The sequence below is a fragment of the Mesorhizobium sp. WSM4884 genome, from assembly GCF_029625675.1.
Lineage (GTDB): Bacteria > Pseudomonadota > Alphaproteobacteria > Rhizobiales > Rhizobiaceae > Mesorhizobium.
In genome coordinates this window covers 134,285-156,870 of sequence record NZ_JARTVO010000009.1, presented here as the reverse complement: position 1 = coordinate 156,870, position 22,586 = coordinate 134,285, and the positions used below count along the sequence as shown (strand labels likewise).

Sequence of the window (22,586 nt, the reverse complement as noted above, 5' to 3'; positions counted from 1 at the left end):
GCTCCTTGCCTTCTTTTCTTCACCAGCCGCGCATGTTGTCGCCAGTACCACCAGTCCAGCACGCGCCTGCGAAAACTGCGTTTCATCGCGGTCATGGCGTCAGACTCCGAGCAGCACGCGGCGCCGGCCGGCGACGTCGCTGGGCGCCAGATCGGTCTTCACCGTGGAGAGCGTGCCCTGGCGCTGTTCGAGCTCAGCCCGCAATGCGGCTTCGCGCGCTTGCACGTCCCTGTCCTCGGCGGTCGGCACCGTTGGCAGCGGCTTCAGTGCGGGCGGTTTCTGAAAGAGACACATGGTTCCAGCTTTCTGTTGTCCAGTCATAGAGGAAGAAATCTTCGCCGTTCCTGCCATAACCCGGCAGGCGGCAGCGTTGGGTGGCGCCGAGCCGGTCCAGCCAGCGCAAGGCAAGCTCGTTTTCGGCAAGCGCCCTCGCCTCGACCCGCCAGGCGCCGCGCGCCGCAACCTGAGGCCCGAGCACCGCATGGAAGAAGCGCGTGATCTGCGGCACGCAGCGCTTCATACGGCGCGTGCCCCAGCTCCAGGCGATCCACAGGCCGGTGCGCTGCTCGGCGGCGCCGAAGCCGACCTCCGGATTGCCGTCGAGCTCGGCGACATAGGCAAAGCCCTGCAGCGCCGTCAGCGCCAAGAGCGCCGGCGACCAATCATCGAGCTGGCAGTCGATCTCGGCCCGATCCTCGGGGCGCAGATTGGCGGCGATGTAAGAGAGGTCGCGGAGCGTGGCGGGGAGGATGCGGGCGGGCATGGGCAGAGCAGTCGGGATGCGTTCTGGCGAACCTCGGGGGCCTTGACCGGCATGGCCGCCGGTGACCTACTTCGCTGATCGGACGCGCACTTATCGGCCACCCGACTGAGGAGACGGGCGAATGGACATTCGATCGATACTGACGGAGCTATGCGACGCCTTCAATGCCCACGATCTCGATCGCATCATGGCGTGCTTTGCCGACGATTGCGTCCTGGAAATGCCCAGGGGCGACAAGCCATGGGGTTCCCGCTTCGAGGGCAAAGGGAAAGTCCGCGACGCACTGGCCACACGTTTTGAAGGCTTGCCCGATGTTCATTACGGCAACGGCGAGCATTTCGTCGATGCGGCGGCCAATACCGGCATCTCGAAATGGCTCCTCACCGGTACCGCCCGCGACGGGACGAGAAAGGAAGTCCGGGGTTGCGACTTCTACACGTTCCGCGACGGCAAGGTGATCCGCAAGGATTCGTACTGGAAGATCGTCGAGTAGCAGCTTGGGCCACAAGCGAAGAATGGCAGCACGGGGAGAAGGTGCCCGAAGGGCGGATGAGGGGCAGCGCGTCTGAGAAGCTGGCGCTGCCCCTCACCTGCCTGCCGGCATCCTATCCCCGTAAACGGGGCGAGGAAGGCAGCTTCAACCTCACCGAAACGCCGCCAGCGGATCGGTCTGCCCCGCCGAACGCCGCGCCGCCTTGAACTCCGCCGGGTCGACCATGGCTTCGCGCAGCATCATTACGCCGTAGCGCGTTGCGGCCATCAGGTCGTCGCGCAGCTTGACCACCTGGCCGTTCTTGCGGTGGAACAATCGGAATTCCTCGAACCAGGCGTGGAGGGTGGAAAACACCTTGAAGCGGCCGGACTGCATGCGGTCGAGCATCTCCATCAGCCCTGCCTCGACCGAGACCGAGCCGTCGGGGAAGCGGGCGTGGTTGCCAAGCATGTTCAGGCCGTGCGCTTCATATTGTTTTGCGAGGGCGACGCCGGCGCCCTCCAGTGTCTCGCGGCGGCCGTCGCGCGGCCAGGCGAAGGGCAGCCACTCGCCCCAGGCTTTCAGCGCCAGCGCCTGCATGGCCGGCGTCTGCTGGGCGGCGCGGTGCGCCTTCGTCACGTAGACGACATCGGCCTCGGTATCCCAGGCCAGCTCGACCGCGGCGGACGGATGGTCCCAGCCGAAATCGAGCGCGCCTAGGCGCGGCCACCAGCGCGGCAACTTGAAAGCCTCGCAGGCGATCATCTCCTCCGGCACCGGAAAGATGCGGCCGGAACCCAGCACCGGAATGCCTTTCGCGCGGGCCTCGCGTTCATGCTCGGGATAGGCGGCGATGATCTCTGCGCGTTGCTCAGGCGTATAGTGCCCGGCATCGTCGATGGTCATGAAAGTGACGTGTCGGGACATGGCACTGCCTTCTCCTTCTCCCCCTGTGGGAGAAGGTGGATCGGCGCGCAGCGCCGAGACGGATGAGGGGTGATCCAGCGGAGTGAGACGCTTGCGTTCCCTGGAACACCCCTCATCCGACCTCGCTTCGCGAGGCCACCTTCTCCCACAGGGGGAGAAGGAGGGTTCGCGCTCAACCCTTATACCCCTCGTTCACGCAGTCGTTCTTCCAGGCCCAGTCGAAGTCGGCCTGCGACATGGATTGGCCCATGCCCGGCTCGACGAAGGGGCCGGCGGTGTTGTCGATATAGACGATGAAGCGGGCCTGCTTGGTGAAGGCGCCGATCTTGGCGGCGATGACGCCGCAGGTCTGGCCGGTCGCGCTGTTGCCGGTGAGTTGGACATGAGAGAAAGTGGCGGCAGGATCGTTGACCAGGCCGCGCATCTTGTCCTCGGCAGAGGCGATCGCATCGGTGCGCCAGTCGCCGCTGCCGCTGCAGGCGGAAAGCAGAGCGCAGGCGAACAGGAGATTTGGAAAGTTGCGCACGATAGGCTCCCGAAGTCGCGCCGGAAGCTACTCGCCCCTTGGTTGCAATCCAAGCGGCATCGCAGATCATGGTTTCGGCACAGTTTCTCCTTCTCCGCTTGCGGGAGAAGGTGGGTCGGCGCGGTAGCGCCGAGACAGATGAGGGGTGTTGGAAGGAGTGAGGCGTTGGCAATCTGTCGCCGAGCGCGTTACTAGACAAAAGTCATTGCCAAGCTGGAGCACCCCTCATCCGACCTCGCTTCGCGAGGCCACCTTCTCCCACAAGGGGAGAAGGGGGAGCCATGCCACTCACCCCTTCCCGATCCTCTCTACCGCCTCCGCACTCAAAAACCTCAACACGACATCACTCATCCCGAGCAGCGGCGTGAACGTCACCATGGTGATGCCGTTCGTGGCATTGGTGCGGGTCAGGCCTTCGGAATAGATATCCAGCGGCGGTTCCTCGTCGAACCAGACGCCGTGCAGCGTCTCGCCCTGCCATTTCTCGCGGCCCTTTTCGTAGCTCTTGAAAGAAAGCACGCTTTCGCCCGCCTGCACGTCGCCGCCACCGCCCCAGCGCACCACAACGCTGTCCAGCGCACCCGGCGCGCCGCGGCCCATCACCGTTTCGGCGATGGCGTCGGCCGGGATCATGCCGGTGCCCCAGGCGGCCTGCTGCTGCGGCGGGCCGACCAGAACGCGTTGCGGATTGTCGCGCGTGCCCTCGCCGGTAACGCCGGCGGCCCAGAGCCGGACCGGCGTGTCGAAGACCTTGCCCGCCCACCAGTCGGGATAGCGGCCGGTGAGGTGCATGGCCCATTCCGCGCCCCCTGCCCTGGTCTTGCCGAGCTGGTTGCCGGCCATGAACAGGCGCTCGCGGTTCGTCGCCCCCGCCGCGTGGAACTCGGCCTGGCGTTCGTAAGGCGCGTAGGCGGCGAGCTGATTGCTACGACGTCGGCGATCCAGTTCCTCGAGCAGCGCCAAATACGTCCGCATCACCGTTGAGGAACGGCCGGAGGCTGGCTTCAAGGCCGAGGATGCGGCTACGGATCTCCTCATCGCTCAATTGACCGAGACTGTTCTGGTTGGCATCGAGACCTTGCGAGAATTCTTTCGGCAGCATGGTCAGCACGACTTTCAGATACTGCTCCGGCTTTTCCGCTCGAACGGCGGCGATGACGCCGGCGCCGTGAGCGCGAAAATCGGCGCGCAGTGCCGCGGCGAAATCGTCGCCCAGCGTCTTCTTGGAGCGCTTTTGGCGGGTGACCGGCGTGGCGGCCGGCTTCGCCCTTGCGGGTTTCGCCCTTGCCGTGCTGGCGCCAGCACTCTTGCGCCGCGCCTTGCCTGCTCCGTCAGCCATTGGCGGCCGCGTCGGCTGCCGGCGCTCTGGCGGAACGAACCGCGCGCGCCTTGGCGGCTTTGCGCGCCGGCTTCCTGCGCGGCTTTGCGCGAACTCGCCTTGGCGACGCGGCCTGGTCAACCTGGTTGGATGCAGCCAGGCCAATTGGCAAGGCTGGCGGGACAGCGCCTGTCCTGCCCGTCTTCCGCAGCAGCTGCGCTGCAGCTTCGGAGGGTGGACCGGCCATCTCCCCCACTTGGGGAGAGATCGGCAGCTTCGGCGCTGCTGCCTTCAGCGTCGCCGCAGCGGCGGCGATCGCCGAATGGTCCAGGCCCTGGCGCGGAAAGCCGAAGCCGGCGACCGCGTCGACCGGGCCGCCGCGGACCATGCCGATGCGCACGCCGGGGGCGACTTCCTCGGCGCGGCCGGCGCGGCGCGGCACGTGCGCGCCCTCGAACTCGCCGATGGCGCTGACGATCTCGGCGCCGTCATCGCCGGTGATGATGGTGGCATAACGTGGCATGCAAGACTTCCGCAGATTCAAATTGAGGGTCGAGTTCCCGCCAACCCCCCCTCTGTCCCGCCAGCGCTGCTAAGGTTTCTATTCAAAGGTGCGGCCACAAAACAAAACCCGCCTCTCGGCGGGTCGTCATAAGGAAAATCATAGCATGGCTGCCCCCACCGGGCAATGCCTTCAGGTAAATATTCCTATCCCCTTTGAACCTCGCCAACGGTCGGTCGTCAAAACTGTCTGACCGGGACAGGTCGCCGCAGGTGGACATTTTTGTCGGAACCATGGGCGACCCGAGCAGTTGGCCCATGTCGCGACGCGACGACCTTTCGCCAAGAAAAGGAGAAAATCATGTTGAAAACCATTCTTGCGGCCTCGGCGCTCACGATCGGTCTTGCCACGGCGGCGATGGCCCAGAGTGCCGGCCACATGGGCTCGGGCACGCGTTCAGGCGCCGCAGGCGATACGAACGGCGGCAGCAGCCAGACGGTCGTTCCCAATTCAGATACCGTCGATCCCGGCACGACCGGCAGCATTTCCGGCGGCCCGACCTATGACGACGGCATGAACTCGAACGCCGACCGCAACTGTGCGCCGGGTCCGCAGGGCGCTCAGTCGGATGCCAGTAACCTGTCGCCCGGTACCACCGCGCCGACCGTCAACGACAAGAATTGCGGCAAGTAAGGCCGCGATATCGTTGCAAGTTTCGCCGCAAGGGCCGTGGGGTTCGCTCCACGGCCCTTGCTTTTTGCGGCCGCGGCGCCTTTGCGGGAACCATGCCCCGTCGTGGCCGTTGCAAGAAGAAAAAGGAGAAAACCGATGGCAGACAACGACATAGGCACCGCCGGTCAGACAAGCGGCAATGGCAAGGGCACGACGAGCGCCGCGCGCAACAGAAGCGCTGCGCGCCGCAGCGCACGCGCTTCGGGCACTTCCGAGGCGGCGATGAAGAAGCAGATCGCGGAGCTGAAGCGCGAGGTGAGCCGGCTCAACCGGATGCTCGCCGACCAGGCCGAGGAGACGGCGCACGGCTGGTATCAAAGCGCTGCCGACCGCGCTTCCGACTTATACAGCGGCGCGACCGATCGCGCCTCGCGCGCGGCAAAGCAACTGCGCAGCCAGGCGCATAGCGTATCCGAAACGGTGCAGCAGAATCCCGGCACCATTTCCACCGCGGTCGCGATCGGCGGGCTGTTCGGCGTGCTGATCGGGCTGGCCATCGCAAGAGGCTCACAGCCCGAGCCTGACTGGTTCCATCGCTGGCATCGCTGATGCGCGAGGCGGGCTCGCCCGCCTCGTCGCTCCGTCGCATGCTCTCGCAGAAAGGCGCAAGGCGGTTTTCCGTCTCGTCGCCTGCCAAGAAGGCCGGTCCACAGCGGCCATTGCACGGGCTGGTCATTAGCCGAACCTTATGGAATCATTCCGCATTGGAATCGCGGAGAGCGGGCATGGACAAACCTGCCATGGCATCCGTCTTTCGGATGCGGCATGTGCCAGCAAGCATTTCGGGCGTTCGCAGCCTGGGCCGGGGCCAGGCGGATCCGATTTTCCATTCGAGGCCGCTCGGCGAAGCCATCCGCTTCATCGCCGAGGCCGACGGCCAGTACGATCTCAGCGCCGTCGCCATCTCCTACGGCGATCGCTCGACGCCGCCGCTCGGCTGCCGCGAGGCCAAGCAGCTCTGGAGCGAATATGGCGAGCGCCTGATGGAAGCGTAGACGGCGCCGGCAGCTTGTGGCGCCTTCGCCCACTGAGAAGTCGTGGAGTAGTGGCCCCGGCTAATTACTTGGAACACACCTGAGCCCGCCTTGTTCGCGTCATGGAATTTTGCTCGGTTCGGGCGCGATTTGATTTCAGGAGGACGGATGCGTTTCGAAATGCGTTTTGGCGCGGTGCTGCTCGGCGCCTTAGTTCTGGCCGGCTGCACCAGCGCCAAAGAAAGCCGATGGAACAGTGCGCAAGCGGCGATGCAGGGCAGCCCTGCCCTCAAGCGAGGAATCATCGCCGATTGCACCAAGCAGATGGGGTCAGAACAATTGAAGGACAGGCAGGCTGTGGCAAAGCTCATGAACGTCAGCGTCGCGCGCGTTCCAGCCGCGTTCTGCAGCCGATTCTTCAATGCGTGGGCGAGCGGCCGCCTTACCTATCGCGACATTCAGGGCATCCATTCCCAGACGGCCGACAACAGCCGCTTCGTGCGCATCCTGCAAGGCAGGCAATAGGGTGACCGCCGGTCCTCGATCCCGAAGCGGCACCAAGCATCGTACCGGATCGGAAACGCCGCTCGCGCGTTTTTGAGGCGAGGTCAATGGGAGGAAGCGCCATGAACGTCGCCAATCTGCAACTCGAGGGCCTGCTGATGGCCGTCGCGGCAATCAATCATGTGCTGGTGCGCAAGGGTGTGCTGACGGTCGAGGAGATCGACATCGCGCTGCGCAAGGCCGAAGCGGTCGAGACCGGCGAGGACCGGTCCGAGGGCATGTCGGCGTCGAGCCGCGACGCCGTCAACTTCCCGATCCGCCTGCTCGAGCTCGCCAACCAGTGCCAGCCCGAAGCGGACATGCCGTCCTTCTCCAAGCTGGCGCGCATGGTCGGCCAGATGAAGGAGCCGTACAACGACCAGATGTGAGGTCGAGGGAAGCGGTTTCCAGGCAAACTCGGCGCTGCCCCTCATCCGCCCCTCGGGCACCTTCTCCCCGTGAAGAGAAGGGAAAATCTCACGCCTTGCCCGGCCAGCCTTGCCGGACCGCCAGCACGCTGCCCGGGCCGTGCGCTGCGGCGAAAAGCAGGCCGGCGGCGAACGGGAAATGCGACATGAAGGCGCCGAACTCGGCCTGGTTGCCGGCCCAGTGCGACGGGCCGTGGAAGGCAAAGCCGAGGAAGAGCACGTAAATCGCGGCAATCAGCGCCGCCGGGGTGAAGAAGGCGCCGGTCAGGAAGGCGATCACCAGCAGCGTTTCGAGGATCGCGGCGCACCAAGCCAGGAACAGCGGGAACGGGAAGCCGGCGGCGGCGATGTAGCCGGCGGTGGCCCCCATATCCATGAACTTGAACGCCGCCCCCATCGCAAACATGGCGGCGAAGATCAGGCGGGCGATGAGAATGGCGGCGGTTTGCCAGGTCGATTGCGTTTCCACGTTTGTCCCTCCGGGTTGAAGCGGTCGATGTGCTCCAAGGACGGACGACGGGCGATGGTTCCGACAGGGGGGGTGGAAATTTTTCCCCTTCTCCCCTTGTGGGAGAAGGTGGATCGGCGCGAAGCGCCGAGACGGATGAGGGGTGTTCCAGCGGAGTGAGGCGTCGGCGTTCCCTAGAATACCCTCATCCGGCCGCTTCGCGGCCACCTTCTCCCACAAGGGGAGAAGGAGAACGGTGCGGCGGATGGCTGATCGAATCGCGGACGGTGCCGTAGGCGGCGCCCCAGCGGTCGGTCATGTCGCAGCGTATGTCCCACAGCTCGGGGAAGAAGCGGTGGCGGGCGCCGCCTTCGAGGATTTCCACCGGGCGGCCTTTCAACGACTTCGCGCCGAGGCCGATCGAGCGGTGGATCAGATAGAGGTGGTTGGCGCGGAATTTCTGGAACAGCTCGTCGAACTCGATCAGCGCCTCGGCCACGACGTAAGCATCGCCATGGTCGTAATGGGCGTCATAGATGTCCTCGACCGAGAGCCCGCGGCTATCGAGATAGGCGTGTTTGAAGGCCCGCCAGAGATCCGGCGGCAGGCGCAGGATGAGCTTGAAGCCCGGCGACTCCTGGCCGCTGCCGTTGCCGAGCTCGAGGCGGATCTGCTGGTACTCCTTGGGCGACATCGTCTCCAGGAGGTCGAGCTGCGCCGTCATCATGCGCATCAGCCGGTGCACGCGGCCCATCAGCGTCACGATACGATGGGTGTCCTGTCTCTCCAGATAGTCGAGGACGTCGACCAGCGTGTAGGCGATGAGCTTCATCCACAGCTCCTCGACCTGGTGCACGATCTGGAACTGCAGCTCGTCGGCGTTGACCATGTCGGCGAGCGGCTTCTGGCAGGCGAGCAGTTGGTCGCATTTGAGATAGACGCCGTAGTCGCGCATTTCGGGCGCCTCGATACGGGCGTGATAGTCCGACTTGTCCATGGCTGATCTCCTCGCACGGCATGGTCCGGCAGATAGCCAAGGATAGCGCTTTTGGCTTGAACATTGTTCCTTTCTGTTATCCAAATGATGAAAAGCGAAGGACGATCGCCGTCAATTTACGTGATGTTGGAGAACGACATATGTTGGATGCGCTCGACCGCAGGATCGTGGCAGCCCTCGAGCGCGACGCGCGCATCTCCTTCGGCGAACTGGCCGAGGAGGTGGGCTTGAGCAAGACGCCGTGCTGGAAACGGGTGAAGGCGCTGAAGGATGCCGGCGTCATCCGCGGCTATTCCACCCGCATCGATCCGGCGGCGATCGGCTTCGGCATCGAGGCCTTCATCCAGGTGTCGATCGACTTCGAGGTGTCGGACGCCTTCGAGGCGGCGGTGAAGAGACACCCGTTGATCCGCCGCTGCTACGCCACGACCGGCGAGGCCGATTATCTGTTGCAGATCGTCACCGTCGACATGAGGGCGCTGGACAGGATGCTGCGCGAGGAGCTCAGCCGGTTGCCCGGCGTGCGCCGCACCGTCACCTCGATGGCGATGCGCGAGATCAAGGGCGATATCTCGTTCGCCGACGCGGCAGGGCATGCGCTGAGGGGGTGAAATGGTATGAGAATCTTGCAATCATAGAGTAATTTCAGTATATACTTTAATTATCGAAACAGGCGGGGCGATGCGTTTCGAATGGGATGCTGTGAAGGCTAAGACCAATAAGGCCAAGCACGGCATCGATTTCGAACTCGCTTTGGAATTCGATTTCGCAAACGCCATCGTCGCAATCGACGACAGCGAGAATTACGGCGAGGAACGCCTGGTCGCTACGAGCATCATCGGCCTTTCTGTCTATGTGATGGTCTATGTCGAGCGAGGCGAAACGATCCGGGTGATTTCGCTGCGCGAGCCACGAGGAAGGAGATCGAGAACTATGTCGAAAGCCTCTAAGCGTTCCCGTTCCGCAATCGTGCACCGGGAGGCATCTCCGCCGAAGCGCACCCGCGAGGAAGCTCTCGCCATCGCTCGGGCCGCCCTTTCCCACCTGTCAGAAGAGGAGGACGCGGCGATCAGGGCGGCGGCGCTGGCCGATCCGGAGGCGCAGCCAGCAGAAGCGCTGCCGCATCGCAAGCCCGGCCGCCCACCCGCCGAAGTAAAGAAGGTGGCTGTCTCACTGAAGCTCGATCCCGATGTGCTCAGCGCCTACCGCGCGCAAGGCCCAGGCTGGCAGACGCGAATGAACGAAGACCTCCGCAAGGCGGCGAAACTGAAACATGCCGTTCGGTAGCCTGGCGGCTATGGTTACATTCAGTTCAATTCGCTGAAGACGCGCGGCCACCCGGCTCGGGCTCCTGCACCTCTTCCTTCTCGGCGTCGGCCTTGCGCTTCGGGCACTCTTCGAAATCATGGTCGCGGCCACCGCAATAGGAGCAGCATTTGGCGGGGCTGTCGGGGTGGAGCATCGGAGCCATTCCCAAGAATGCACGAAAAAATCTCGGTTGCAGCAACTGCGTGAGGTCGCAAATCGCCGTTCAGCCCCGACGCCCCGATATGTTTCTCACGCAATTCCGGACGGAAAACCGCGGCACACTTTTCCTGGAATTGCTCTTTTGCTTTTGCGCAATTCCGGACGGAAAACCGCGGCACACTTTTCCTGGAATTGCTTTTAAAGGAGCTCGCCGCTTGCGCGGCGGGCTCCCGGTCAGTCACCGCTTACGCATGCGCGTGCGGGTGGCGAACGTCCCAGACGGCCCATGCCGACGCCGCGACCACGAGCACGCCGAGGACGACATGCGTGATCATTACGTTCCTGTCAGCCGCGAAGTGCAGCAGCCAGGGCGAGACGATCAGCCAGAGCCCGAGGACCATATTTACCCATTCCTCCCATTCTGCGAACACCGAAAGCGTTGCCAGGGCAAGCGCGCCGAGCAGGACGCCGACAATCCAGGCGTTCCACGCGGGCATCATTGCCGCGGTGAATCCGATGACCCAGGGTGAGATGAACAGGCAGATCGCGAGGACCAAGGTGACCCAGTCCTTGCTCTTCCTTTCTTCCATCAGTTTGCTTGCCATGACAACCTCCATCGATGAAGCTTGACCAAAGCAACTGTATTCAGCGTGCGATGCGCACGCTCTGTTAATTGATGTAATACACTTTTACGGGCCTGCAAGGGAGAGGCCAGCCGCACAGGGTGCCTTAGACGCTGAAATCGCTTTCGCTTTCGGCGCCGAGCTGCGGCACGACGATGGCCTCGAGCGGCGCCGTCAGCGACCACTTCAACGCGCCCGACGAGCGTTCGAGCTTGGAGAAGCCGCTCAGCGATTGCGGCGCCACGCGCTGCAGCACCACCGTGCCAAAACCCTTGCGCGCCTCCTCATTTGGCTCGCCATTGCCGGCATCGGCATTCGACGTCTCCTGCCAGACAAGTTGAAATCGGCGCCGCGCCTCTGGATCGGTCTCGACTGTCCAGGTGATCTCGACGCGACCGCCCTCGCCTGCCAGCGCACCATATTTCGACGAGTTGGTGCCAAGCTCGTGGAAGGCCATGCCGAGATTCTGCACGGCGTTCGACTGCAGCGTCAGCAAGGGACCGGAGAGCGAGATGCGCTCCTCATGGCCGAACGGTTTCAGATGTTCCTGGATGAGGTCGAACAGGCTCGCTCCCGCCCATTCCGAAGTGACAAGAAGATCGTGCGAGCGCGACAGCGCCATGATGCGGGCGCGGATCATCTCCTCGAACTCGCCGGGGCTGGCCGAGCGCTTGTTGGTTTCCCGCACCATCGACAGGATCACCGCGAACTGATTCTTCACGCGATGGTTGACTTCGCGCATCAAGAGCCGAATGCGGCGCTCGCTTTCCTTGGCGGCGGTGATGTCGCGGGCGATCGTGGATGCACCGACAATATTGCCGGAAAGGCTCCTGATCGGCGACACCGTTATCGAAACGGCAAGCAGTGAGCCGTCCTTGCGCCTCCGCATCGTGTCGAAGCTCGCCACGCCCTCGCCTTTGCGGATGCGGCCGATGATGTCGGCTTCTTCGTCATGCAGATGCTCCGGGATGAGGAGCAGCATCGATCGGCCGATGGCTTCTTGCGCGCTATAGCCGAACATGCGTTCGGCCGCGCGGTTCCAGTCGGTGATGGTGCTGTTCAGGTCCTTGGCGATAATGGCGTCGAACGAGGAGTCGACGATGGCCGCCAGCCGCGCATTTGCGCTGGCATCTTGTGATTCCCTGCCCCCGGATTTCGCCATGGGCGTTAGCTAGCGCGACTGGGGGTCAAGGCAAGCGCCTAGGCCTTGGAATGGTCGGGAATATCGCCGTTGGCTTTTTCAGGAGCCAGCACGCCGAAATCCTGTGACTTCACCCCAGCCTCGGCAGTCAGGAAGCCGTCCGACGCAAGACCTCGGCGCAGCAATTCACGCACCGCGGCAGAACGGCTCGGCATGCGCTTTTCGAAACGCCAGTTTTCCAGCGCCGCCAACTCCTCGTCGGTCAGCATGATCTGCAGCCGCTGCGGCCGCTCAAGCTCAGCCACTTTTGCCTCCACCACAGACGTTCAACACCACAAAATGAGTAAGTGCCTCACTTTGAGTAGAACTAGGGTTGGCCGCATAAGACGTCAAGGAGGGCCGATGCGTGAAGGGAGACTGGCACCAACGATACCAACGATGCTGCGAGACCGCCTTTGACACCTTATGCTAACTTACTGATTTATTTAATGATTTTAAGATTTGTGTATTGCCATCCGCTCGCTTCGGGCACATTGTACCCAAAGAGGGACGCCCGCCGTGAAAGGGAGGGTTCCAATGTTACGAGGATTTTCCGACCGGTTGCGCAACGACGTCCATTGCAAGGTCCAGCAGGCCCTGTGGGCGGACGGGATTGTCAACATCATCAGGTTGTCGGAAGAAGTCAGGCTCGACAACGTCGAGGAGAACATCGCCCGCGAGGATATCGAGAGTTTGGTGCTGCAGGTGGCACAACTCTATGGCGCGGCCATTGAGTTCGACGACGAGGCGCGGACGGCGCTCGACCTGCCCGACCCCTGTCCAGCCGATAACCGCAACGATCTGGAAAAGGCGTTGAAAGAACGGTCGCCGCTTTCGGACGGCCTAACGAATCTGCTGCACGTGGATGACAAGTGCTGACGGGCGGGGCTAGCGGTTGGAACCGACGCCCGGCCATCAGCCGTTGGCCTGTTCATCCAACAGGCGCAGTCCGGTTTCATATTTCCTCGGCTCGATGCCCATCTGGCGCGCCTGCCACAAATTGTCCCTGAGGTCTGCTTGCTTGACCGGCCTCGCCAGCGGATTCGCCGCGGCGCGAGAGATGAAAGCCCGTTCGCCTTCGTCCAGCCGCCTCGTCAGCGCGTCGACCGCCGCGACCACCGGAAAGCCGAAGCCTGCCATCTCGAGCCGCTCGAGCGTCCAGCCCTCGCCTTTTTCGACCACGTCGTGCAGGTAGGCGACGGTCTTTTCGTCGAGCGTTTCGACGGCGTCAGCAACGCGCCTCACATGTTCGATGTAGGGACGGCCGGTCTTGTCCTTCTGGCCGCGGTGGACGTCTTCAGCGATCTTCGCTGCCTGGTAAAGCATGATCTCCTCTCTCTATTTGGAAGCCCGCCCCGGAGGGAGGACGACCGGAGCGGGCTGGGCCGGGCTCTGGATACCCGATCCGGCAGCGCGCCTTTCGCGAGGATGCGGGGAATGCGCGCCGTACTGCAAACAGGAACATCAGCAGCGTCTAAATGTTCCTTCGCTGCCGGCCGAAAAACAGGAACCTGCGGCCGGCGCCGCCGTTAGCACATTGTGCAAGTAAAGGAGGTCCGCGCCATGGATTGGAACCGCGTCGAAGGAAACTGGAAGCAGGTCAAGGGCAAGGTGAAGGAACAGTGGGGCAAGCTTACCGACGACGACCTCGACCGCATCGCGGGCAAGCGCGACCAGCTCGAAGGCAAGATCCAGGAACGCTACGGCATCGCAAAGGACCGTGTCCGCCGCGACGTCGACGACTGGGCGAGCCGCCAAGGCTGGTAGCGCCCGCGGTCCGGATGAATCAGTCCGCAGCCCCTCACCGGGCTGCGGTATCGAAAGTCGGGAATTTTGATTTCAGAACAATGGTGCCATATTAGCTGACTAAGTGATTCATGGCACACTGAACCGATGGCCAAGAAGAAGAACGCACCCAGCCCAACCGTCGTCACGGCGACATCCGCCGCCGAGGCCTATGAGGCAGCCTACTTTGCCCGCAAATGCGGCCTGACCCCAGAAGAGGCGCTGCGGCTGATGCGCGAGGCGGCGGCACCAGCACTCGAGACGTCCGACAGTAGAAAGCGCAAGGGCTAGCCAAAAAACGAAAGTATCTGTGCGGTCATAGTCGTTCAGGTCGGCGGGCGATTGTTACGGCCCTTCGCGAGTTTCCTTATTGCCCGGAGGAAGATCGAGGCAGCGAGATCGCACTTGTACCGCGAGGGGCCATTGGTACGGATGACGATTTCGGCCTGCTTCAAGGTCATGCCGTGCTTCTGAGCAAACTCGAGGGGTTCATAGGCTTGCTCCCAGCCCGGCCCCGTCTTCAGCATCATAATGTTCCTCCCGCTTGATAAGTCAGGCAACGCGTTCGGCTAGACAAAGTTTCAAGGGCTGAGACAAAGCGGCGATTCGGCGCTTGCGCCGGGCCTGCGTGCGGCGCCCCGCGGCATCGAAGGCGCTCGAGTTCGATACCGCTGCCACGGCCAGCCGAGTGTCCTGTCGAGACTTCAGCCTATGGCGGACTGGAAGCACCTTTCAAAACTGTTCCGGCTAAAGCATGTCTCCCGAAAGTGGGAACCGGTTTCGGGACAAAGACATGCGTAAAATCAAAAACCTAAAGCGCATGGAGCGAATCTGAAAAATTGCGACGCACTTTAGGCGGAGGCAGGACCAAAGACCGGCACGCTTTAGGCCTCAGCCACCCGAGCACTGAAACGGGCAGTCAATAACAAAAGATCGTTTCCGGGATTCTCCTGGCCAAAATTCTTTCTGGAACAAGTCGTTTCGGATCGAGTTGAGGCTGACCAACCCCACCGGGAGATCGAAGACATGGCGAGCACGAAAACAGCCTCGAAGAAAGGCTTGAACGAACTTTTCCACGACACGCTGAAGGACATTTACTTCGCCGAGAAGAAGATCCTCACGACGCTGCCCAAGATGGCCAAGGCGGCGCAGGACGACGCCCTGAAGACGGCCTTCGAAAAACATCGCGTCCAAACCGAGGAACATGTGGCTCGGCTCGAGGAAGTGTTCGATGTGATCGACAAGAAACCCGTCGGCAAGACTTGCGCCGCGATCATGGGCATCACCGAGGAAGGCGCTGAGATCATGGAAGAGTATAAGGGTTCCCCTTCCCTCGACGCCGGCCTGCTGGCGGCGGCACAGGCGGTCGAGCATTACGAAATCTCGCGCTACGGCACGCTTCGGACCTGGGCATCCGAACTCGGCCTGACCGAAGCCGTCAACCTTTTCGACAAGACGCTCGCAGAGGAAAAGGAGACTGACGCGGCACTTACCGAGCTTGCCGAATCGGCCGTCAACGTAGCGGCCGAAGCAGCTTAGGGGTGGAGGGAGGAATCTTCCCTCAATCCTGCCCCTTTCCCGAGGCCTGGGATTCACGTCCCAGGCGGGCGCGATTTGAGACCGTCACATGGAAAAGGCGTTCAACCGAATGGCGGAGGCCGTTGCCCGCGCTACCGGCAGGCCGTGGGCCTTTGCTCTCTGCCTGGCATCGGTTCTGGTCTGGGGAGGAACCGGGCCGGTGTTCCACTACTCGGAGACCTGGCAGCTCGTCGTCAACACCGGGACCACGGTCATCACCTTCCTGATGGTATTCCTGATCCAGAACACACAGAACCGCGACGGAGCCGCCGTGCAGGCCAAGCTCGACGAATTGATCCGCTCCGGCCACGCCAAGAATGATTTCATCGGCATAGAACATCTCACTGAAGCCGAGGTCGAAGAGCTCCGCGCCCGCTGCGCAGAGGCAAGGAGAAGGCAGATGGCCGACGCCTAGAGAAAGTTCAAAGGTTGACGGTTGCGCCGATCGTTCGGTTGTTCACCGGGACGCGGGCCTGGAAGCGCTCACGCCAGCCGCGGCAGCATGGGTTTCGATATTCTCCAGTTCCTCGTTTATGTGCTCCGGCGATTTATGCTCTAGGCCGACAACCTCGTTGCGGGCGGCCTCCAGCGCAATGATGATTTCGTTGAGCTTGGCCTGCATGGCGGCCGTATCGCGCGCGTTCTGGATCAGCACGACGCCGGTGAGTCCTAATGCCGAGATCGAGACGATATAGGTGCCGAGAGGGGCGCTGGCGACAGCGGCACAAATCAGCGCGGCTGTCAGCAGCACATAAAGTCCCCATGGTCTGGAGAAGAACTCGGCAAGGACGTAGAGCGGTCGATGCATGGAAGCCCTGTCACTTCGCGGCGAAGGCCTGCGCCTTTTTGCAAAGCGCAGGCCCGACCGGACGTATCGGCCGGCCGGCAGCTACCTTGGAGGGACACTGCGAAGATGGAACTTCAGTAGAGGGTGTTTGTTCCTCATGGCGAAAGGGCGGCTTCTCCAAATGACCAGACCGTCGCTTCATTTGCTCAAGGGCATAGGCTATATGGTCTCGACGATCAGCGTGGCCTTGCTGGCGATCGTCAGTTGGGAGAGCGCGTCGAAAAGTCCGCTGCTGACCGCCTGCCTGCTCGGCGGCGCCGCCACGTCGATCGCCGGCATGTTCTGCCGCTGGCTTTCCTACGAAATCGAAAAGCGTCAGGAGGAGCGGCGGAACCGAAAAAAGCCAAGCCTCGGATCGCCGGCGAGCAGCGTCACCCCCGCCTCCACCGCCGGAACCCCGAGACCAGCACCGTAATCAGGCTGGTGAGAAGGATCCACAGGACAACCTCGCCCTCCGATATACCCAGCCTGGATGGACTGTCCGACCGTGGCGTTTTACCGCTCGCCGCCGACCACCGGCGCGAGATCCCGCTGGCTGCCGCTCCGCACCGAATAGGCGCGGGTGATCTCGGCGCCAAAGAGGAATATCTGGGCAGAGTAATAGACCCACAGCAGCACGACCATCAGCGCGCCGGCAGCGCCATAGGAGGTGGCGATGGCGCTGGTGCCGATGTACCAGCCGATCAGCGACTTGCCGATGGTGAACAAAAGCGCGGTGACGATCGAGCCGACGCCGACGTCGCGCCATTTGAGCGTGCGGTCCGGCAGGACCTTATAGATCGCCGCGAAGAGCAGCGCGATCAGCACAAAGGAGACGACGGTGTTGATCGAGCTCACGATCAGTTCGCCGAACGGCAGACGCCGGTTGATGTATTCGCCCAGCGCCGAGATCGCCGTGCTTGCGGCAAGCGATACCAGAAGCATAAAACCGAGAGCCGCCACGAGGCCGAGGCTCGCCGCCCTCGCCCGGACCAGCCGTGAAAGCGAAACGCCATTGGGCTTGACCTTCCATATCTGGTTCAGCGACTGCTGCATCTCGCCGAAGACGCCGGAGGCGGTGACAAGCAGCGCCACCAGCCCGATGACTGTGGCCAGCGTGCTCGATCCGCGGTGCGAGGCGGTCTCGATCGTTGCCCTGAGAAGGTCGGCGCTCTGCGGGCCCATCACGCCCGCGAACTCGGCCGAAAGGGCAAGTTGCGCGGCGTCGTTGCCGATGACGATACCCGCGACCGCCACGACGATCAGAAGGATCGGCGCCAGCGAGGTTGCGGCGTAGAAGGCCATTGCCGCGCCATGGCTCAGCGCATTGTCGTCGAGAAAACCGGTGACGCTCTCTTTTAGCAGAACCCAGGCTTCCTGGAACCAGCGCGGCATGTTCCTCACCGCCTATCTCGAACGGGAGATGCAGGTTCGAATGCCGGACATCTTGCCATGCGCGCTCGCCCGAATTTGGAGCGGGCCGGGTGGGACAAGAGCTCGACTGCCTTTTCGTTGGCCAGGGTATGAAGCCGGAAAAACCACCCTGTTCTCTTTGCCACCAGGTCCGGCTGACGCGGCCCGCCGAAGTCAATTCGGCAAAAGCCCGATGGTTCCGCGCTTCGGCGCCGGCGAAGATCCGGCAATATGAACAATTTGAATGCGTGCCGATCCAGCAAAAGCCGCCCCGGATGGGAGAACCGGGGCGGCAATCGAGGGAAGTAGTTCAGGGTATCCGGGACTACCGGACAGTAACTCGCCCGACCTTGAAAAGTTTCAAGCCAGGCCGGCCCGGCATATCTATTTTGGCGTTTGCGGCGGCAGCTCGCCCGGCTTGATCACCGGCATCTGGCTGTTGTCGGCCGGCGGAACAGTGGCGTTCTTGTCGCCGGTCGGCGGCGGCTTCAGCACGCCGCCGCAAGGCTCCAGGCTGCCGGAAAGGTTGTTGGACTGATCGTTGGCCTGGGCTTTCGGCTGCTCGCCGTTAGCCTTCGGCGTCGCGTTTTCATCCGGTTTGACCTGGCAATCCTCGATCTGCGGGTTCTTCGGCTGGGTCTGTGCCACGGCGCTGATTCCCGACATCAGGACGATGGCGAGGCCAAGAAGTGCTTTCTTCATTGGATCCTCCTCAGGTTCAGTAGCCCCCGATGATCGGCAGGATTTCGCCGGTGATGTAGCTGGAGCATTGCGGCGAGGCTAGAAACACATAGGCCGGTGCGATCTCCTCCGGCTGGGCGGGCCGCTTCATCGGCGTCTGGGCGCCGAACCGCGAGACGACGTCCTCGGCCTCCTTTTCCGACGGGTTGAGCGGCGTCCATACCGGGCCGGGCGCCACCGCGTTGACCTCGCCCGGCTTCGGATGATGCTGCTTCGGAAAAGGCGGCGCCGGATATTTGCGCGCGCCGGCCTGCATCGGGCCAGGCCGCGACTTGGGCTTGCCGCGATCGGTGGCATAGACTTTGCCCTGCACGCCACGCTGCCTGCGCGTGGCCTTGGCGCTTTCGGCTTTCGATCGGATGCTGGTCGGCATGTTTGTCTCCTTCTCCGAGAGACAACGCTTGCCGGTCGAAAAGGTTGGCCTTCGTCCGACCCGGCGGCCGCTGCATGGCATTTCGCACGCATATCAAAATTAAATGCGAGCAGGTCGCCATAGGTGCTAGTCGATCGCTGTTAGGGGGGACTCTCAGGAGGAGAGTTCCATGGACGTCCGAAAACTGATCGGCAGGCTATCGACGGCATTTCTGCGCCAGCGCGCTGCCGCGCCGACCGCCCCTGCGAGGCCGGGCCAGGCCCCGCTCGCCGACGTGCCGTTAAGGCCCCGTCCGCGCCCGCCGCACCGTCCGGCGCCCCCTGTGCGATCGGCGAGCAACATGTAGCTCGTCCATGCAGCGGTACCCGCCCGCCCGGATGCAACCTGGTGGCGGCAACTTCGTTGATGGCGATCCAAATCTTTGTGGTGGCAACATGAAATCCATTCGCATGAACAATCCCATTTTCATCCTGGCCACGGCGATACTGACCGCGGCGCCCTTCGCCGGTCTCGCCTGGAGGGCGTATGAATGGCTTGGATGGTGACCCAATGAGCCGCTTCCTGCCGCTCACCATCCGCTTCGCCAATGGCGGCTCCATGGTGGTTTCCTCGATCGCCGACGCGAAGAAGGCGCTGGACGGGACATGGAAAGACAAAGAGGCGCCGGACTATCTCGCGGCGGCGCGGCTGGTGGATGACGCCGTGGCAGGCATCTGCCGGCCGGCGGTTGCCTTCGCCGCCTTCAAGAAGGCCGCCGCGCGACAGGGCCTGCTGAAGCCGGCAGACCCTAGTGCCGCGCTGACCATGCTCGACGACCTGTGGTCACGCAAGGGCAAGGGTCCGCCGCGCTGACCACCTCACCTCGGCTCGATCCTCATGCTGAGATAAGTCGGGTCGAATTCCGCGATGTCGACGAGACGCGGCCAGTCGAGGATAGTGACCCAGTGGTTCGCCCAGTTGATCACGCCCATGCGCCGCAGCGTGGCAATCACCCTGTTCATATGGACGACCGAGAGGCCAAGCACATCGGCAAGCTCTGCCTGCGACAGCCGCAGATGGAAGCTCATGTCGCGGGTCTTTCTCACCACCTGAAGCCTGACGAACAGCTCGCAAATGAGATGCGCCAGATGCGAGGTCTTCGAGCGGCGGCCCATCGCCACGATCCATTCGCGATGGATAGCGCCGTCGACAAGCGTGTCCAGCCAAAGCAGCCTGGTCAGATGCGGCGCCTGCTCGGTTATCGCGCGCAGGCTGCTGTGCCCGGCCCCCACCACGTGGCAGGGCGAGAGCGCGATGATGCCGTGGTCCATGGTCTTCAGCAGAAAGGCATGCAGGTCGACGAAGTCGCCGGCGACTTGCAGTGACGTGAACTGCCGCCCGCCATCCTCGAGAACCTTGTAGCGCGCCGCCAAACCATCGACGATCAGCGTGCTGTGGCTCGGCCTCGATCCCTCCGAAACGATGTCCTCGCCGACGACGAAATATCTCTCAATGGACATGGCGCCGGCCAGCAATCCCTTCTCTTCGTCCGACAGGGCATCGTGCTGACCAAGGTTGAGGAACAGATTCCAGCATTGGGACTTTTTGTCCTCCATTCGCAACAGCTAACGTTGGAGGATCGGGCCGGTTGCAGGGGATCGGTCGCCACGTTGGCTCAGACGGGGCCGGCGCAAGCGATTTCCCCTCAGGATCAGGTGCTTGGAACCATGCTCGCGGCGGTGAATTGAACATCGAAAATGTTCGGGATCGCGGCGCCGATGGAACGTTTCTACTTCGACCCATATAACACCGAACAAACTCAGATGGATGCCGACGGGCAGGTTCTTTCCAACCCTGAGCGGGCCGCCGCGGAAACGCTGCGGATCCTGCACGACGTCGCGCGCGACGAGATGCCGGGCGGCGAGAAACTGAAAATAACCGTCAAAGTGCGGAATGAAAAAAGCGAACAGATTTTCGAGGCATCGCTCACGCTGAATGCGGCCTGGAGCTGAACTCGGAAGCATCGGCCGGAGAGGCTTTCCGGCCGCGGCAACTATCCCTGGCCTGAGCTGTTCCGATGCCGGAAAGGCAAAGCATGTTCGAAGGGTTTGAAATCGCCGAGATCGATACGGGCGCGGCACGGATTTTCATTCGCCGCGCCGGCAGCGGGCCGGGGCTGCTCCTGCTGCATGGCTTCCCGGAAACGCATCTGATGTGGCGCGACGTGGCGCCCAAGCTGGTCGACCGCTTCAGCGTCGTCTGCGCGGACCTGCGCGGCTACGGAAAAAGCGGCTGCCCGCCGTCCAGTCCGGATCACGCTCCCTACGCCAAGCGCGCCATGGCCGCCGACCTTGCGATGCTGATGACGAAGCTCGGCTTTTCCCGGTTCATGGTTGCCGGGCACGATCGTGGCGGGCGCGTCGCCTATCGGCTGGCGCTCGACCATCCCGACCGCGTCGAGAAACTCGCCGTGCTCGACATCATCGTAACCGCCGATGCCTGGGACCGGGCCGACGCCCGCCTGGCGCTCGGCTACTGGCCGTGGTCGCTGCTGGCGCAGCCCGAGCCGCTGCCGGAGAAGGTCATGGCGGCGGCCGCCGATGCGATCGTCGACAACGCCCTGGAAGGCTGGGGCTCCTCGCCCGACGTGTTCCCGGCCGCGGTAAGGCAGGCTTACGTCGAGGCCTTGCGCGACCCGGTCCATATCCATGCCATCTGCGAGGAATACCGGGCGGCGGCGACGCTCGACCGCGAGCATGACCTTGCCGACCGGTCAGCCGCCCGGCGGATCGCCTGCCCGCTGCTGGTGCTCTGGAGCGGGCACGGCGCGCTCTCCGAATGGTATGCGGCCGAAGGCGGCCCGCTGGCCCTGTGGCGAGAGTGGGCGGACGATGTGCGGGGCGGCGCGGTTCCCGGCGGTCATTTCTTTCCCGAGGAATTGCCCGGCGAGACAGCCGCCATGCTCAACGATTTTCTGCTGCCGGCCAGATCAGCATGACGTTTGGTTGAACCGTCGTCCTGATCTAGCTTTTTGTCGGCACATGATCTTGTCCGAAAGCCAGTTCCCACTTTTTGCGCTCGCTGACCTCTGGTTCGGAATCACGCCCTAAAGCGCGTAGGCCAGGGCGAGATAGATCGCCGGCGCGACGATCAGGCAGAGCGCCATCACGATCACCACGGCATTGCCCAGACGCTCGGCGCGCCTGGCTATGTCGGCAACGTCGTCATCATCATCATTGATGAGTTGGAGGATCGAGGTGTCGGCGAGAGCGGAGAGATGATTGTCGTTTGCGGGGTGGCTTTCAGGCTCTCGGAGTTGGGGCTTGGCAGAAATGAAAGTCAAACGTCGTCTCGCTTTCGAAACCGGCAAAGCGGCTTCCTTGTCCGATGATTTTTGGGTTCCGACGGTATTGGGCGCCCGCCTTTGCGCGGAAATGGCGGGCACCCAAAATGCCGACGACGGAGGAGAATCCATCGACGACCGCTCACCAACTCAAAGCTTTTGCTTTGGTTGCCGTCAACGGCCCAATGCGCGGGCCGCTCGGACTTCAGTCGTAGGGGCCGTTCGGACCGTGGCCCCCGCGCACAAACGCCCATGCCGATCGGCCGGCGCATGCAAGACTTCGCGCCAGCGCCCTGGGGTGCAGGATTCACGAAATATTTCGCGGGGGAACATCGATCGCGGGCATCGGTTCTCCTTACTCAAGGAGTTCAGATCTCCTTGAATTCACCCCGAAGACCAATCCCCAACCAATGGAGCAGTAGATATGCCTAATCAAGGCGGAACTCACGAACAGCATGTCAGGGCCGGCCAGCAGAGCCACAAGAACCGCGACGACCAGCATCGCCGCAGCGGCCAACAGCAGGCCGAGGACCGCAACATGCGTCAGCAGAGCGCTGGTCAGCACAGGGGCGGCAGCGGCAATTTCGCCGAAGACCGCCGGCGTGCCTCGGAAGCCGGCCGCAAGGGCGGCCAGTCCTGACCCGGGCC

38 protein-coding genes and 1 pseudogene are annotated in these 22,586 nt (G+C 63.0%); 18 read left to right on the top strand and 21 right to left on the bottom strand.

Annotated elements, in window-relative coordinates; translation table 11 throughout:
• Positions 1 to 99: 99 nt before the first annotated feature.
• Both P9236_RS16820 and P9236_RS16815 read right to left on the bottom strand, forming a co-directional pair.
• Positions 100 to 225, bottom strand: coding sequence for a hypothetical protein (locus tag P9236_RS16820; RefSeq protein WP_278075763.1), 126 nt, complete (start codon positions 223 to 225; stop codon positions 100 to 102).
• Positions 194 to 763: a hypothetical protein gene (locus P9236_RS16815; protein WP_278075762.1), complete on the bottom strand. Its 570-nt coding sequence runs from the start codon at positions 761 to 763 to the stop codon at positions 194 to 196. The genes P9236_RS16820 and P9236_RS16815 overlap by 32 nt, the downstream gene beginning before the upstream one ends.
• A gap of 121 nt (positions 764 to 884) precedes the next feature.
• On the opposite strand from P9236_RS16815, the gene P9236_RS16810 reads away from it, so the two are divergent.
• Positions 885 to 1,256, top strand: a complete 372-nt coding sequence (locus tag P9236_RS16810) for a nuclear transport factor 2 family protein (protein WP_278075761.1) — start codon at positions 885 to 887, stop codon at positions 1,254 to 1,256.
• A 150-nt stretch (positions 1,257 to 1,406) separates the two neighbouring features.
• On the opposite strand, the gene P9236_RS16805 is transcribed toward P9236_RS16810, so the two are convergent.
• From P9236_RS16805 to P9236_RS16785, 5 genes are all read right to left on the bottom strand, one after another.
• A complete protein-coding gene (locus P9236_RS16805) occupies positions 1,407 to 2,162 on the bottom strand; it encodes a terminase family protein (protein ID WP_278075760.1) in 756 nt (251 codons plus the stop codon).
• Between the two features lie 172 nt (positions 2,163 to 2,334).
• Positions 2,335 to 2,688: a hypothetical protein gene (locus P9236_RS16800; RefSeq protein WP_278075759.1), complete on the bottom strand. Its 354-nt coding sequence runs from the start codon at positions 2,686 to 2,688 to the stop codon at positions 2,335 to 2,337.
• A gap of 288 nt (positions 2,689 to 2,976) precedes the next feature.
• Positions 2,977 to 3,651 carry a terminase family protein gene (locus P9236_RS16795; RefSeq protein WP_278075758.1) on the bottom strand — a complete coding sequence of 225 codons (675 nt, stop codon included), beginning with the start codon at positions 3,649 to 3,651 and terminating at the stop codon, positions 2,977 to 2,979.
• Positions 3,614 to 4,027, bottom strand: coding sequence for a hypothetical protein (locus tag P9236_RS16790; RefSeq protein ID WP_278075757.1), 414 nt, complete (start codon positions 4,025 to 4,027; stop codon positions 3,614 to 3,616). Before P9236_RS16790 ends, P9236_RS16795 begins: the two co-directional genes overlap by 38 nt.
• A complete protein-coding gene (locus P9236_RS16785; RefSeq protein ID WP_278075756.1) occupies positions 4,020 to 4,529 on the bottom strand; it encodes a hypothetical protein in 510 nt (169 codons plus the stop codon). The genes P9236_RS16790 and P9236_RS16785 overlap by 8 nt, the downstream gene beginning before the upstream one ends.
• Positions 4,530 to 4,868: 339 nt before the next feature.
• Between P9236_RS16785 and P9236_RS16780 the strand changes: the two genes are divergently transcribed.
• The 5 genes from P9236_RS16780 to P9236_RS16760 all read left to right on the top strand — a co-directional run bounded on the left by P9236_RS16780 (position 4,869) and on the right by P9236_RS16760 (position 7,146).
• Positions 4,869 to 5,201 carry a hypothetical protein gene (locus P9236_RS16780; protein WP_278075755.1) on the top strand — a complete coding sequence of 111 codons (333 nt, stop codon included), beginning with the start codon at positions 4,869 to 4,871 and terminating at the stop codon, positions 5,199 to 5,201.
• 135 nt (positions 5,202 to 5,336) lie between these two features.
• Entirely contained in the window at positions 5,337 to 5,789 is a 453-nt protein-coding gene (locus P9236_RS16775; protein ID WP_278075754.1) for a hypothetical protein, read from the top strand.
• 176 nt (positions 5,790 to 5,965) lie between these two features.
• A complete protein-coding gene (locus P9236_RS16770) occupies positions 5,966 to 6,235 on the top strand; it encodes a hypothetical protein (RefSeq protein WP_278075753.1) in 270 nt (89 codons plus the stop codon).
• A 147-nt stretch (positions 6,236 to 6,382) separates the two neighbouring features.
• The gene (locus tag P9236_RS16765; RefSeq protein ID WP_278075752.1) at positions 6,383 to 6,739 is read left to right on the top strand and encodes a hypothetical protein; all 357 of its coding nucleotides are present in this window, start codon (positions 6,383 to 6,385) and stop codon (positions 6,737 to 6,739) included.
• A 101-nt stretch (positions 6,740 to 6,840) separates the two neighbouring features.
• Positions 6,841 to 7,146: a hypothetical protein gene (locus P9236_RS16760; RefSeq protein WP_040975155.1), complete on the top strand. Its 306-nt coding sequence runs from the start codon at positions 6,841 to 6,843 to the stop codon at positions 7,144 to 7,146.
• An 88-nt stretch (positions 7,147 to 7,234) separates the two neighbouring features.
• On the opposite strand, the gene P9236_RS16755 is transcribed toward P9236_RS16760, so the two are convergent.
• Positions 7,235 to 7,654 (bottom strand): DoxX family protein, encoded by a 420-nt coding sequence (locus P9236_RS16755; protein ID WP_278075751.1) that lies wholly within the window; start codon positions 7,652 to 7,654, stop codon positions 7,235 to 7,237.
• A 184-nt stretch (positions 7,655 to 7,838) separates the two neighbouring features.
• Positions 7,839 to 8,630 (bottom strand): tryptophan 2,3-dioxygenase family protein, encoded by a 792-nt coding sequence (locus P9236_RS16750; RefSeq protein ID WP_278075750.1) that lies wholly within the window; start codon positions 8,628 to 8,630, stop codon positions 7,839 to 7,841.
• A 140-nt stretch (positions 8,631 to 8,770) separates the two neighbouring features.
• Between P9236_RS16750 and P9236_RS16745 the strand changes: the two genes are divergently transcribed.
• Together P9236_RS16745 and P9236_RS16740 are read left to right on the top strand one after the other, a co-directional pair.
• Entirely contained in the window at positions 8,771 to 9,241 is a 471-nt protein-coding gene (locus tag P9236_RS16745; protein WP_278075749.1) for an Lrp/AsnC family transcriptional regulator, read from the top strand.
• A gap of 70 nt (positions 9,242 to 9,311) precedes the next feature.
• Positions 9,312 to 9,917 (top strand): BrnA antitoxin family protein, encoded by a 606-nt coding sequence (locus P9236_RS16740; RefSeq protein ID WP_278075748.1) that lies wholly within the window; start codon positions 9,312 to 9,314, stop codon positions 9,915 to 9,917.
• A 25-nt stretch (positions 9,918 to 9,942) separates the two neighbouring features.
• Here P9236_RS16740 and P9236_RS16735 read toward each other — a convergent pair whose 3' ends face one another.
• The 4 genes from P9236_RS16735 to P9236_RS16720 all read right to left on the bottom strand — a co-directional run bounded on the left by P9236_RS16735 (position 9,943) and on the right by P9236_RS16720 (position 12,166).
• On the bottom strand, positions 9,943 to 10,092 hold the full coding sequence (locus P9236_RS16735; protein WP_278075747.1) for a hypothetical protein: 150 nt from the start codon (positions 10,090 to 10,092) through the stop codon (positions 9,943 to 9,945).
• Positions 10,093 to 10,342: 250 nt separating this feature from the next.
• A complete protein-coding gene (locus P9236_RS16730) occupies positions 10,343 to 10,702 on the bottom strand; it encodes an SPW repeat protein (protein WP_278075746.1) in 360 nt (119 codons plus the stop codon).
• A 124-nt stretch (positions 10,703 to 10,826) separates the two neighbouring features.
• A complete protein-coding gene (locus tag P9236_RS16725; RefSeq protein ID WP_278075745.1) occupies positions 10,827 to 11,882 on the bottom strand; it encodes a PAS domain S-box protein in 1,056 nt (351 codons plus the stop codon).
• Between the two features lie 38 nt (positions 11,883 to 11,920).
• A complete protein-coding gene (locus tag P9236_RS16720) occupies positions 11,921 to 12,166 on the bottom strand; it encodes a hypothetical protein (protein ID WP_278075744.1) in 246 nt (81 codons plus the stop codon).
• Positions 12,167 to 12,437: 271 nt separating this feature from the next.
• Between P9236_RS16720 and P9236_RS16715 the strand changes: the two genes are divergently transcribed.
• Complete coding sequence (locus P9236_RS16715) at positions 12,438 to 12,779, top strand: hypothetical protein (RefSeq protein ID WP_278075743.1); 342 nt, start codon at positions 12,438 to 12,440, stop codon at positions 12,777 to 12,779.
• 36 nt (positions 12,780 to 12,815) lie between these two features.
• Here the strand turns inward: P9236_RS16715 and P9236_RS16710 are convergent, their stop codons facing one another.
• Positions 12,816 to 13,226, bottom strand: a complete 411-nt coding sequence (locus tag P9236_RS16710) for an HD domain-containing protein (RefSeq protein WP_278075742.1) — start codon at positions 13,224 to 13,226, stop codon at positions 12,816 to 12,818.
• 237 nt (positions 13,227 to 13,463) lie between these two features.
• On the opposite strand from P9236_RS16710, the gene P9236_RS16705 reads away from it, so the two are divergent.
• Together P9236_RS16705 and P9236_RS16700 are read left to right on the top strand one after the other, a co-directional pair.
• Positions 13,464 to 13,667 (top strand): CsbD family protein, encoded by a 204-nt coding sequence (locus P9236_RS16705; RefSeq protein ID WP_278075741.1) that lies wholly within the window; start codon positions 13,464 to 13,466, stop codon positions 13,665 to 13,667.
• Between the two features lie 126 nt (positions 13,668 to 13,793).
• Positions 13,794 to 13,976 carry a hypothetical protein gene (locus tag P9236_RS16700; protein WP_278075740.1) on the top strand — a complete coding sequence of 61 codons (183 nt, stop codon included), beginning with the start codon at positions 13,794 to 13,796 and terminating at the stop codon, positions 13,974 to 13,976.
• 35 nt (positions 13,977 to 14,011) lie between these two features.
• On the opposite strand, the gene P9236_RS16695 is transcribed toward P9236_RS16700, so the two are convergent.
• Complete coding sequence (locus P9236_RS16695) at positions 14,012 to 14,215, bottom strand: hypothetical protein (protein WP_278075739.1); 204 nt, start codon at positions 14,213 to 14,215, stop codon at positions 14,012 to 14,014.
• A gap of 496 nt (positions 14,216 to 14,711) precedes the next feature.
• Here P9236_RS16695 and P9236_RS16690 point away from each other — a divergent pair, with 496 nt between their 5' ends.
• Together P9236_RS16690 and P9236_RS16685 are read left to right on the top strand one after the other, a co-directional pair.
• Complete coding sequence (locus P9236_RS16690) at positions 14,712 to 15,224, top strand: ferritin-like domain-containing protein (RefSeq protein ID WP_278075738.1); 513 nt, start codon at positions 14,712 to 14,714, stop codon at positions 15,222 to 15,224.
• 88 nt (positions 15,225 to 15,312) lie between these two features.
• A complete protein-coding gene (locus P9236_RS16685) occupies positions 15,313 to 15,678 on the top strand; it encodes a low affinity iron permease family protein (protein ID WP_278075737.1) in 366 nt (121 codons plus the stop codon).
• Positions 15,679 to 15,720: 42 nt separating this feature from the next.
• Here P9236_RS16685 and P9236_RS16680 read toward each other — a convergent pair whose 3' ends face one another.
• Positions 15,721 to 16,071, bottom strand: a complete 351-nt coding sequence (locus P9236_RS16680) for a low affinity iron permease family protein (protein WP_278075736.1) — start codon at positions 16,069 to 16,071, stop codon at positions 15,721 to 15,723.
• On the opposite strand from P9236_RS16680, the gene P9236_RS16675 reads away from it, so the two are divergent.
• Entirely contained in the window at positions 16,070 to 16,525 is a 456-nt protein-coding gene (locus tag P9236_RS16675; RefSeq protein WP_278075735.1) for a hypothetical protein, read from the top strand. The genes P9236_RS16680 and P9236_RS16675 overlap by 2 nt on opposite strands.
• A gap of 80 nt (positions 16,526 to 16,605) precedes the next feature.
• Here P9236_RS16675 and P9236_RS16670 read toward each other — a convergent pair whose 3' ends face one another.
• The 3 genes and pseudogenes from P9236_RS16670 to P9236_RS16660 all read right to left on the bottom strand — a co-directional run.
• Entirely contained in the window at positions 16,606 to 17,484 is an 879-nt protein-coding gene (locus P9236_RS16670; RefSeq protein WP_278075734.1) for a YihY/virulence factor BrkB family protein, read from the bottom strand.
• Between the two features lie 402 nt (positions 17,485 to 17,886).
• A complete protein-coding gene (locus P9236_RS16665; RefSeq protein WP_278075733.1) occupies positions 17,887 to 18,204 on the bottom strand; it encodes a hypothetical protein in 318 nt (105 codons plus the stop codon).
• Positions 18,205 to 18,220: 16 nt separating this feature from the next.
• Positions 18,221 to 18,430: pseudogene (locus tag P9236_RS16660) on the bottom strand (SDR family oxidoreductase); the annotation flags it as partial.
• A 735-nt stretch (positions 18,431 to 19,165) separates the two neighbouring features.
• Here P9236_RS16660 and P9236_RS16655 point away from each other — a divergent pair.
• The gene (locus P9236_RS16655) at positions 19,166 to 19,468 is read left to right on the top strand and encodes a DUF982 domain-containing protein (RefSeq protein ID WP_278075732.1); all 303 of its coding nucleotides are present in this window, start codon (positions 19,166 to 19,168) and stop codon (positions 19,466 to 19,468) included.
• 5 nt (positions 19,469 to 19,473) lie between these two features.
• On the opposite strand, the gene P9236_RS16650 is transcribed toward P9236_RS16655, so the two are convergent.
• Positions 19,474 to 20,211: a Crp/Fnr family transcriptional regulator gene (locus P9236_RS16650; RefSeq protein WP_278075731.1), complete on the bottom strand. Its 738-nt coding sequence runs from the start codon at positions 20,209 to 20,211 to the stop codon at positions 19,474 to 19,476.
• A gap of 141 nt (positions 20,212 to 20,352) precedes the next feature.
• On the opposite strand from P9236_RS16650, the gene P9236_RS16645 reads away from it, so the two are divergent.
• Together P9236_RS16645 and P9236_RS16640 are read left to right on the top strand one after the other, a co-directional pair.
• A complete protein-coding gene (locus tag P9236_RS16645; RefSeq protein ID WP_278075730.1) occupies positions 20,353 to 20,607 on the top strand; it encodes a hypothetical protein in 255 nt (84 codons plus the stop codon).
• A gap of 83 nt (positions 20,608 to 20,690) precedes the next feature.
• Positions 20,691 to 21,593, top strand: coding sequence for an alpha/beta hydrolase (locus tag P9236_RS16640; RefSeq protein ID WP_278075729.1), 903 nt, complete (start codon positions 20,691 to 20,693; stop codon positions 21,591 to 21,593).
• A 108-nt stretch (positions 21,594 to 21,701) separates the two neighbouring features.
• Here P9236_RS16640 and P9236_RS16635 read toward each other — a convergent pair whose 3' ends face one another.
• Positions 21,702 to 21,938 (bottom strand): hypothetical protein, encoded by a 237-nt coding sequence (locus tag P9236_RS16635; protein ID WP_278075728.1) that lies wholly within the window; start codon positions 21,936 to 21,938, stop codon positions 21,702 to 21,704.
• Between the two features lie 424 nt (positions 21,939 to 22,362).
• Between P9236_RS16635 and P9236_RS30860 the strand changes: the two genes are divergently transcribed.
• On the top strand, positions 22,363 to 22,578 hold the full coding sequence (locus P9236_RS30860; protein WP_347405192.1) for a KGG domain-containing protein: 216 nt from the start codon (positions 22,363 to 22,365) through the stop codon (positions 22,576 to 22,578).
• Positions 22,579 to 22,586 lie beyond the last annotated feature (8 nt).

Coding starts and splice junctions, on each gene's coding strand:
- P9236_RS16815 (WP_278075762.1), bottom strand. CDS start 763: ATGCCCGCCCGCATCCTCCCCGCCACGCTCCGCGACCTCTCTTACATC.
- P9236_RS16810 (WP_278075761.1), top strand. CDS start 885: ATGGACATTCGATCGATACTGACGGAGCTATGCGACGCCTTCAATGCC.
- P9236_RS16805 (WP_278075760.1), bottom strand. CDS start 2,162: ATGTCCCGACACGTCACTTTCATGACCATCGACGATGCCGGGCACTAT.
- P9236_RS16790 (WP_278075757.1), bottom strand. CDS start 4,027: ATGGCTGACGGAGCAGGCAAGGCGCGGCGCAAGAGTGCTGGCGCCAGC.
- P9236_RS16785 (WP_278075756.1), bottom strand. CDS start 4,529: ATGCCACGTTATGCCACCATCATCACCGGCGATGACGGCGCCGAGATC.
- P9236_RS16780 (WP_278075755.1), top strand. CDS start 4,869: ATGTTGAAAACCATTCTTGCGGCCTCGGCGCTCACGATCGGTCTTGCC.
- P9236_RS16775 (WP_278075754.1), top strand. CDS start 5,337: ATGGCAGACAACGACATAGGCACCGCCGGTCAGACAAGCGGCAATGGC.
- P9236_RS16770 (WP_278075753.1), top strand. CDS start 5,966: ATGGACAAACCTGCCATGGCATCCGTCTTTCGGATGCGGCATGTGCCA.
- P9236_RS16765 (WP_278075752.1), top strand. CDS start 6,383: ATGCGTTTCGAAATGCGTTTTGGCGCGGTGCTGCTCGGCGCCTTAGTT.
- P9236_RS16760 (WP_040975155.1), top strand. CDS start 6,841: ATGAACGTCGCCAATCTGCAACTCGAGGGCCTGCTGATGGCCGTCGCG.
- P9236_RS16750 (WP_278075750.1), bottom strand. CDS start 8,630: ATGGACAAGTCGGACTATCACGCCCGTATCGAGGCGCCCGAAATGCGC.
- P9236_RS16745 (WP_278075749.1), top strand. CDS start 8,771: ATGTTGGATGCGCTCGACCGCAGGATCGTGGCAGCCCTCGAGCGCGAC.
- P9236_RS16740 (WP_278075748.1), top strand. CDS start 9,312: ATGCGTTTCGAATGGGATGCTGTGAAGGCTAAGACCAATAAGGCCAAG.
- P9236_RS16735 (WP_278075747.1), bottom strand. CDS start 10,092: ATGCTCCACCCCGACAGCCCCGCCAAATGCTGCTCCTATTGCGGTGGC.
- P9236_RS16730 (WP_278075746.1), bottom strand. CDS start 10,702: ATGGCAAGCAAACTGATGGAAGAAAGGAAGAGCAAGGACTGGGTCACC.
- P9236_RS16725 (WP_278075745.1), bottom strand. CDS start 11,882: ATGGCGAAATCCGGGGGCAGGGAATCACAAGATGCCAGCGCAAATGCG.
- P9236_RS16715 (WP_278075743.1), top strand. CDS start 12,438: ATGTTACGAGGATTTTCCGACCGGTTGCGCAACGACGTCCATTGCAAG.
- P9236_RS16710 (WP_278075742.1), bottom strand. CDS start 13,226: ATGCTTTACCAGGCAGCGAAGATCGCTGAAGACGTCCACCGCGGCCAG.
- P9236_RS16705 (WP_278075741.1), top strand. CDS start 13,464: ATGGATTGGAACCGCGTCGAAGGAAACTGGAAGCAGGTCAAGGGCAAG.
- P9236_RS16700 (WP_278075740.1), top strand. CDS start 13,794: ATGGCCAAGAAGAAGAACGCACCCAGCCCAACCGTCGTCACGGCGACA.
- P9236_RS16695 (WP_278075739.1), bottom strand. CDS start 14,215: ATGATGCTGAAGACGGGGCCGGGCTGGGAGCAAGCCTATGAACCCCTC.
- P9236_RS16690 (WP_278075738.1), top strand. CDS start 14,712: ATGGCGAGCACGAAAACAGCCTCGAAGAAAGGCTTGAACGAACTTTTC.
- P9236_RS16685 (WP_278075737.1), top strand. CDS start 15,313: ATGGAAAAGGCGTTCAACCGAATGGCGGAGGCCGTTGCCCGCGCTACC.
- P9236_RS16675 (WP_278075735.1), top strand. CDS start 16,070: ATGGAAGCCCTGTCACTTCGCGGCGAAGGCCTGCGCCTTTTTGCAAAG.
- P9236_RS16680 (WP_278075736.1), bottom strand. CDS start 16,071: ATGCATCGACCGCTCTACGTCCTTGCCGAGTTCTTCTCCAGACCATGG.
- P9236_RS16670 (WP_278075734.1), bottom strand. CDS start 17,484: ATGCCGCGCTGGTTCCAGGAAGCCTGGGTTCTGCTAAAAGAGAGCGTC.
- P9236_RS16665 (WP_278075733.1), bottom strand. CDS start 18,204: ATGAAGAAAGCACTTCTTGGCCTCGCCATCGTCCTGATGTCGGGAATC.
- P9236_RS16655 (WP_278075732.1), top strand. CDS start 19,166: ATGAGCCGCTTCCTGCCGCTCACCATCCGCTTCGCCAATGGCGGCTCC.
- P9236_RS16650 (WP_278075731.1), bottom strand. CDS start 20,211: ATGGAGGACAAAAAGTCCCAATGCTGGAATCTGTTCCTCAACCTTGGT.
- P9236_RS16645 (WP_278075730.1), top strand. CDS start 20,353: ATGTTCGGGATCGCGGCGCCGATGGAACGTTTCTACTTCGACCCATAT.
- P9236_RS16640 (WP_278075729.1), top strand. CDS start 20,691: ATGTTCGAAGGGTTTGAAATCGCCGAGATCGATACGGGCGCGGCACGG.
- P9236_RS30860 (WP_347405192.1), top strand. CDS start 22,363: ATGCCTAATCAAGGCGGAACTCACGAACAGCATGTCAGGGCCGGCCAG.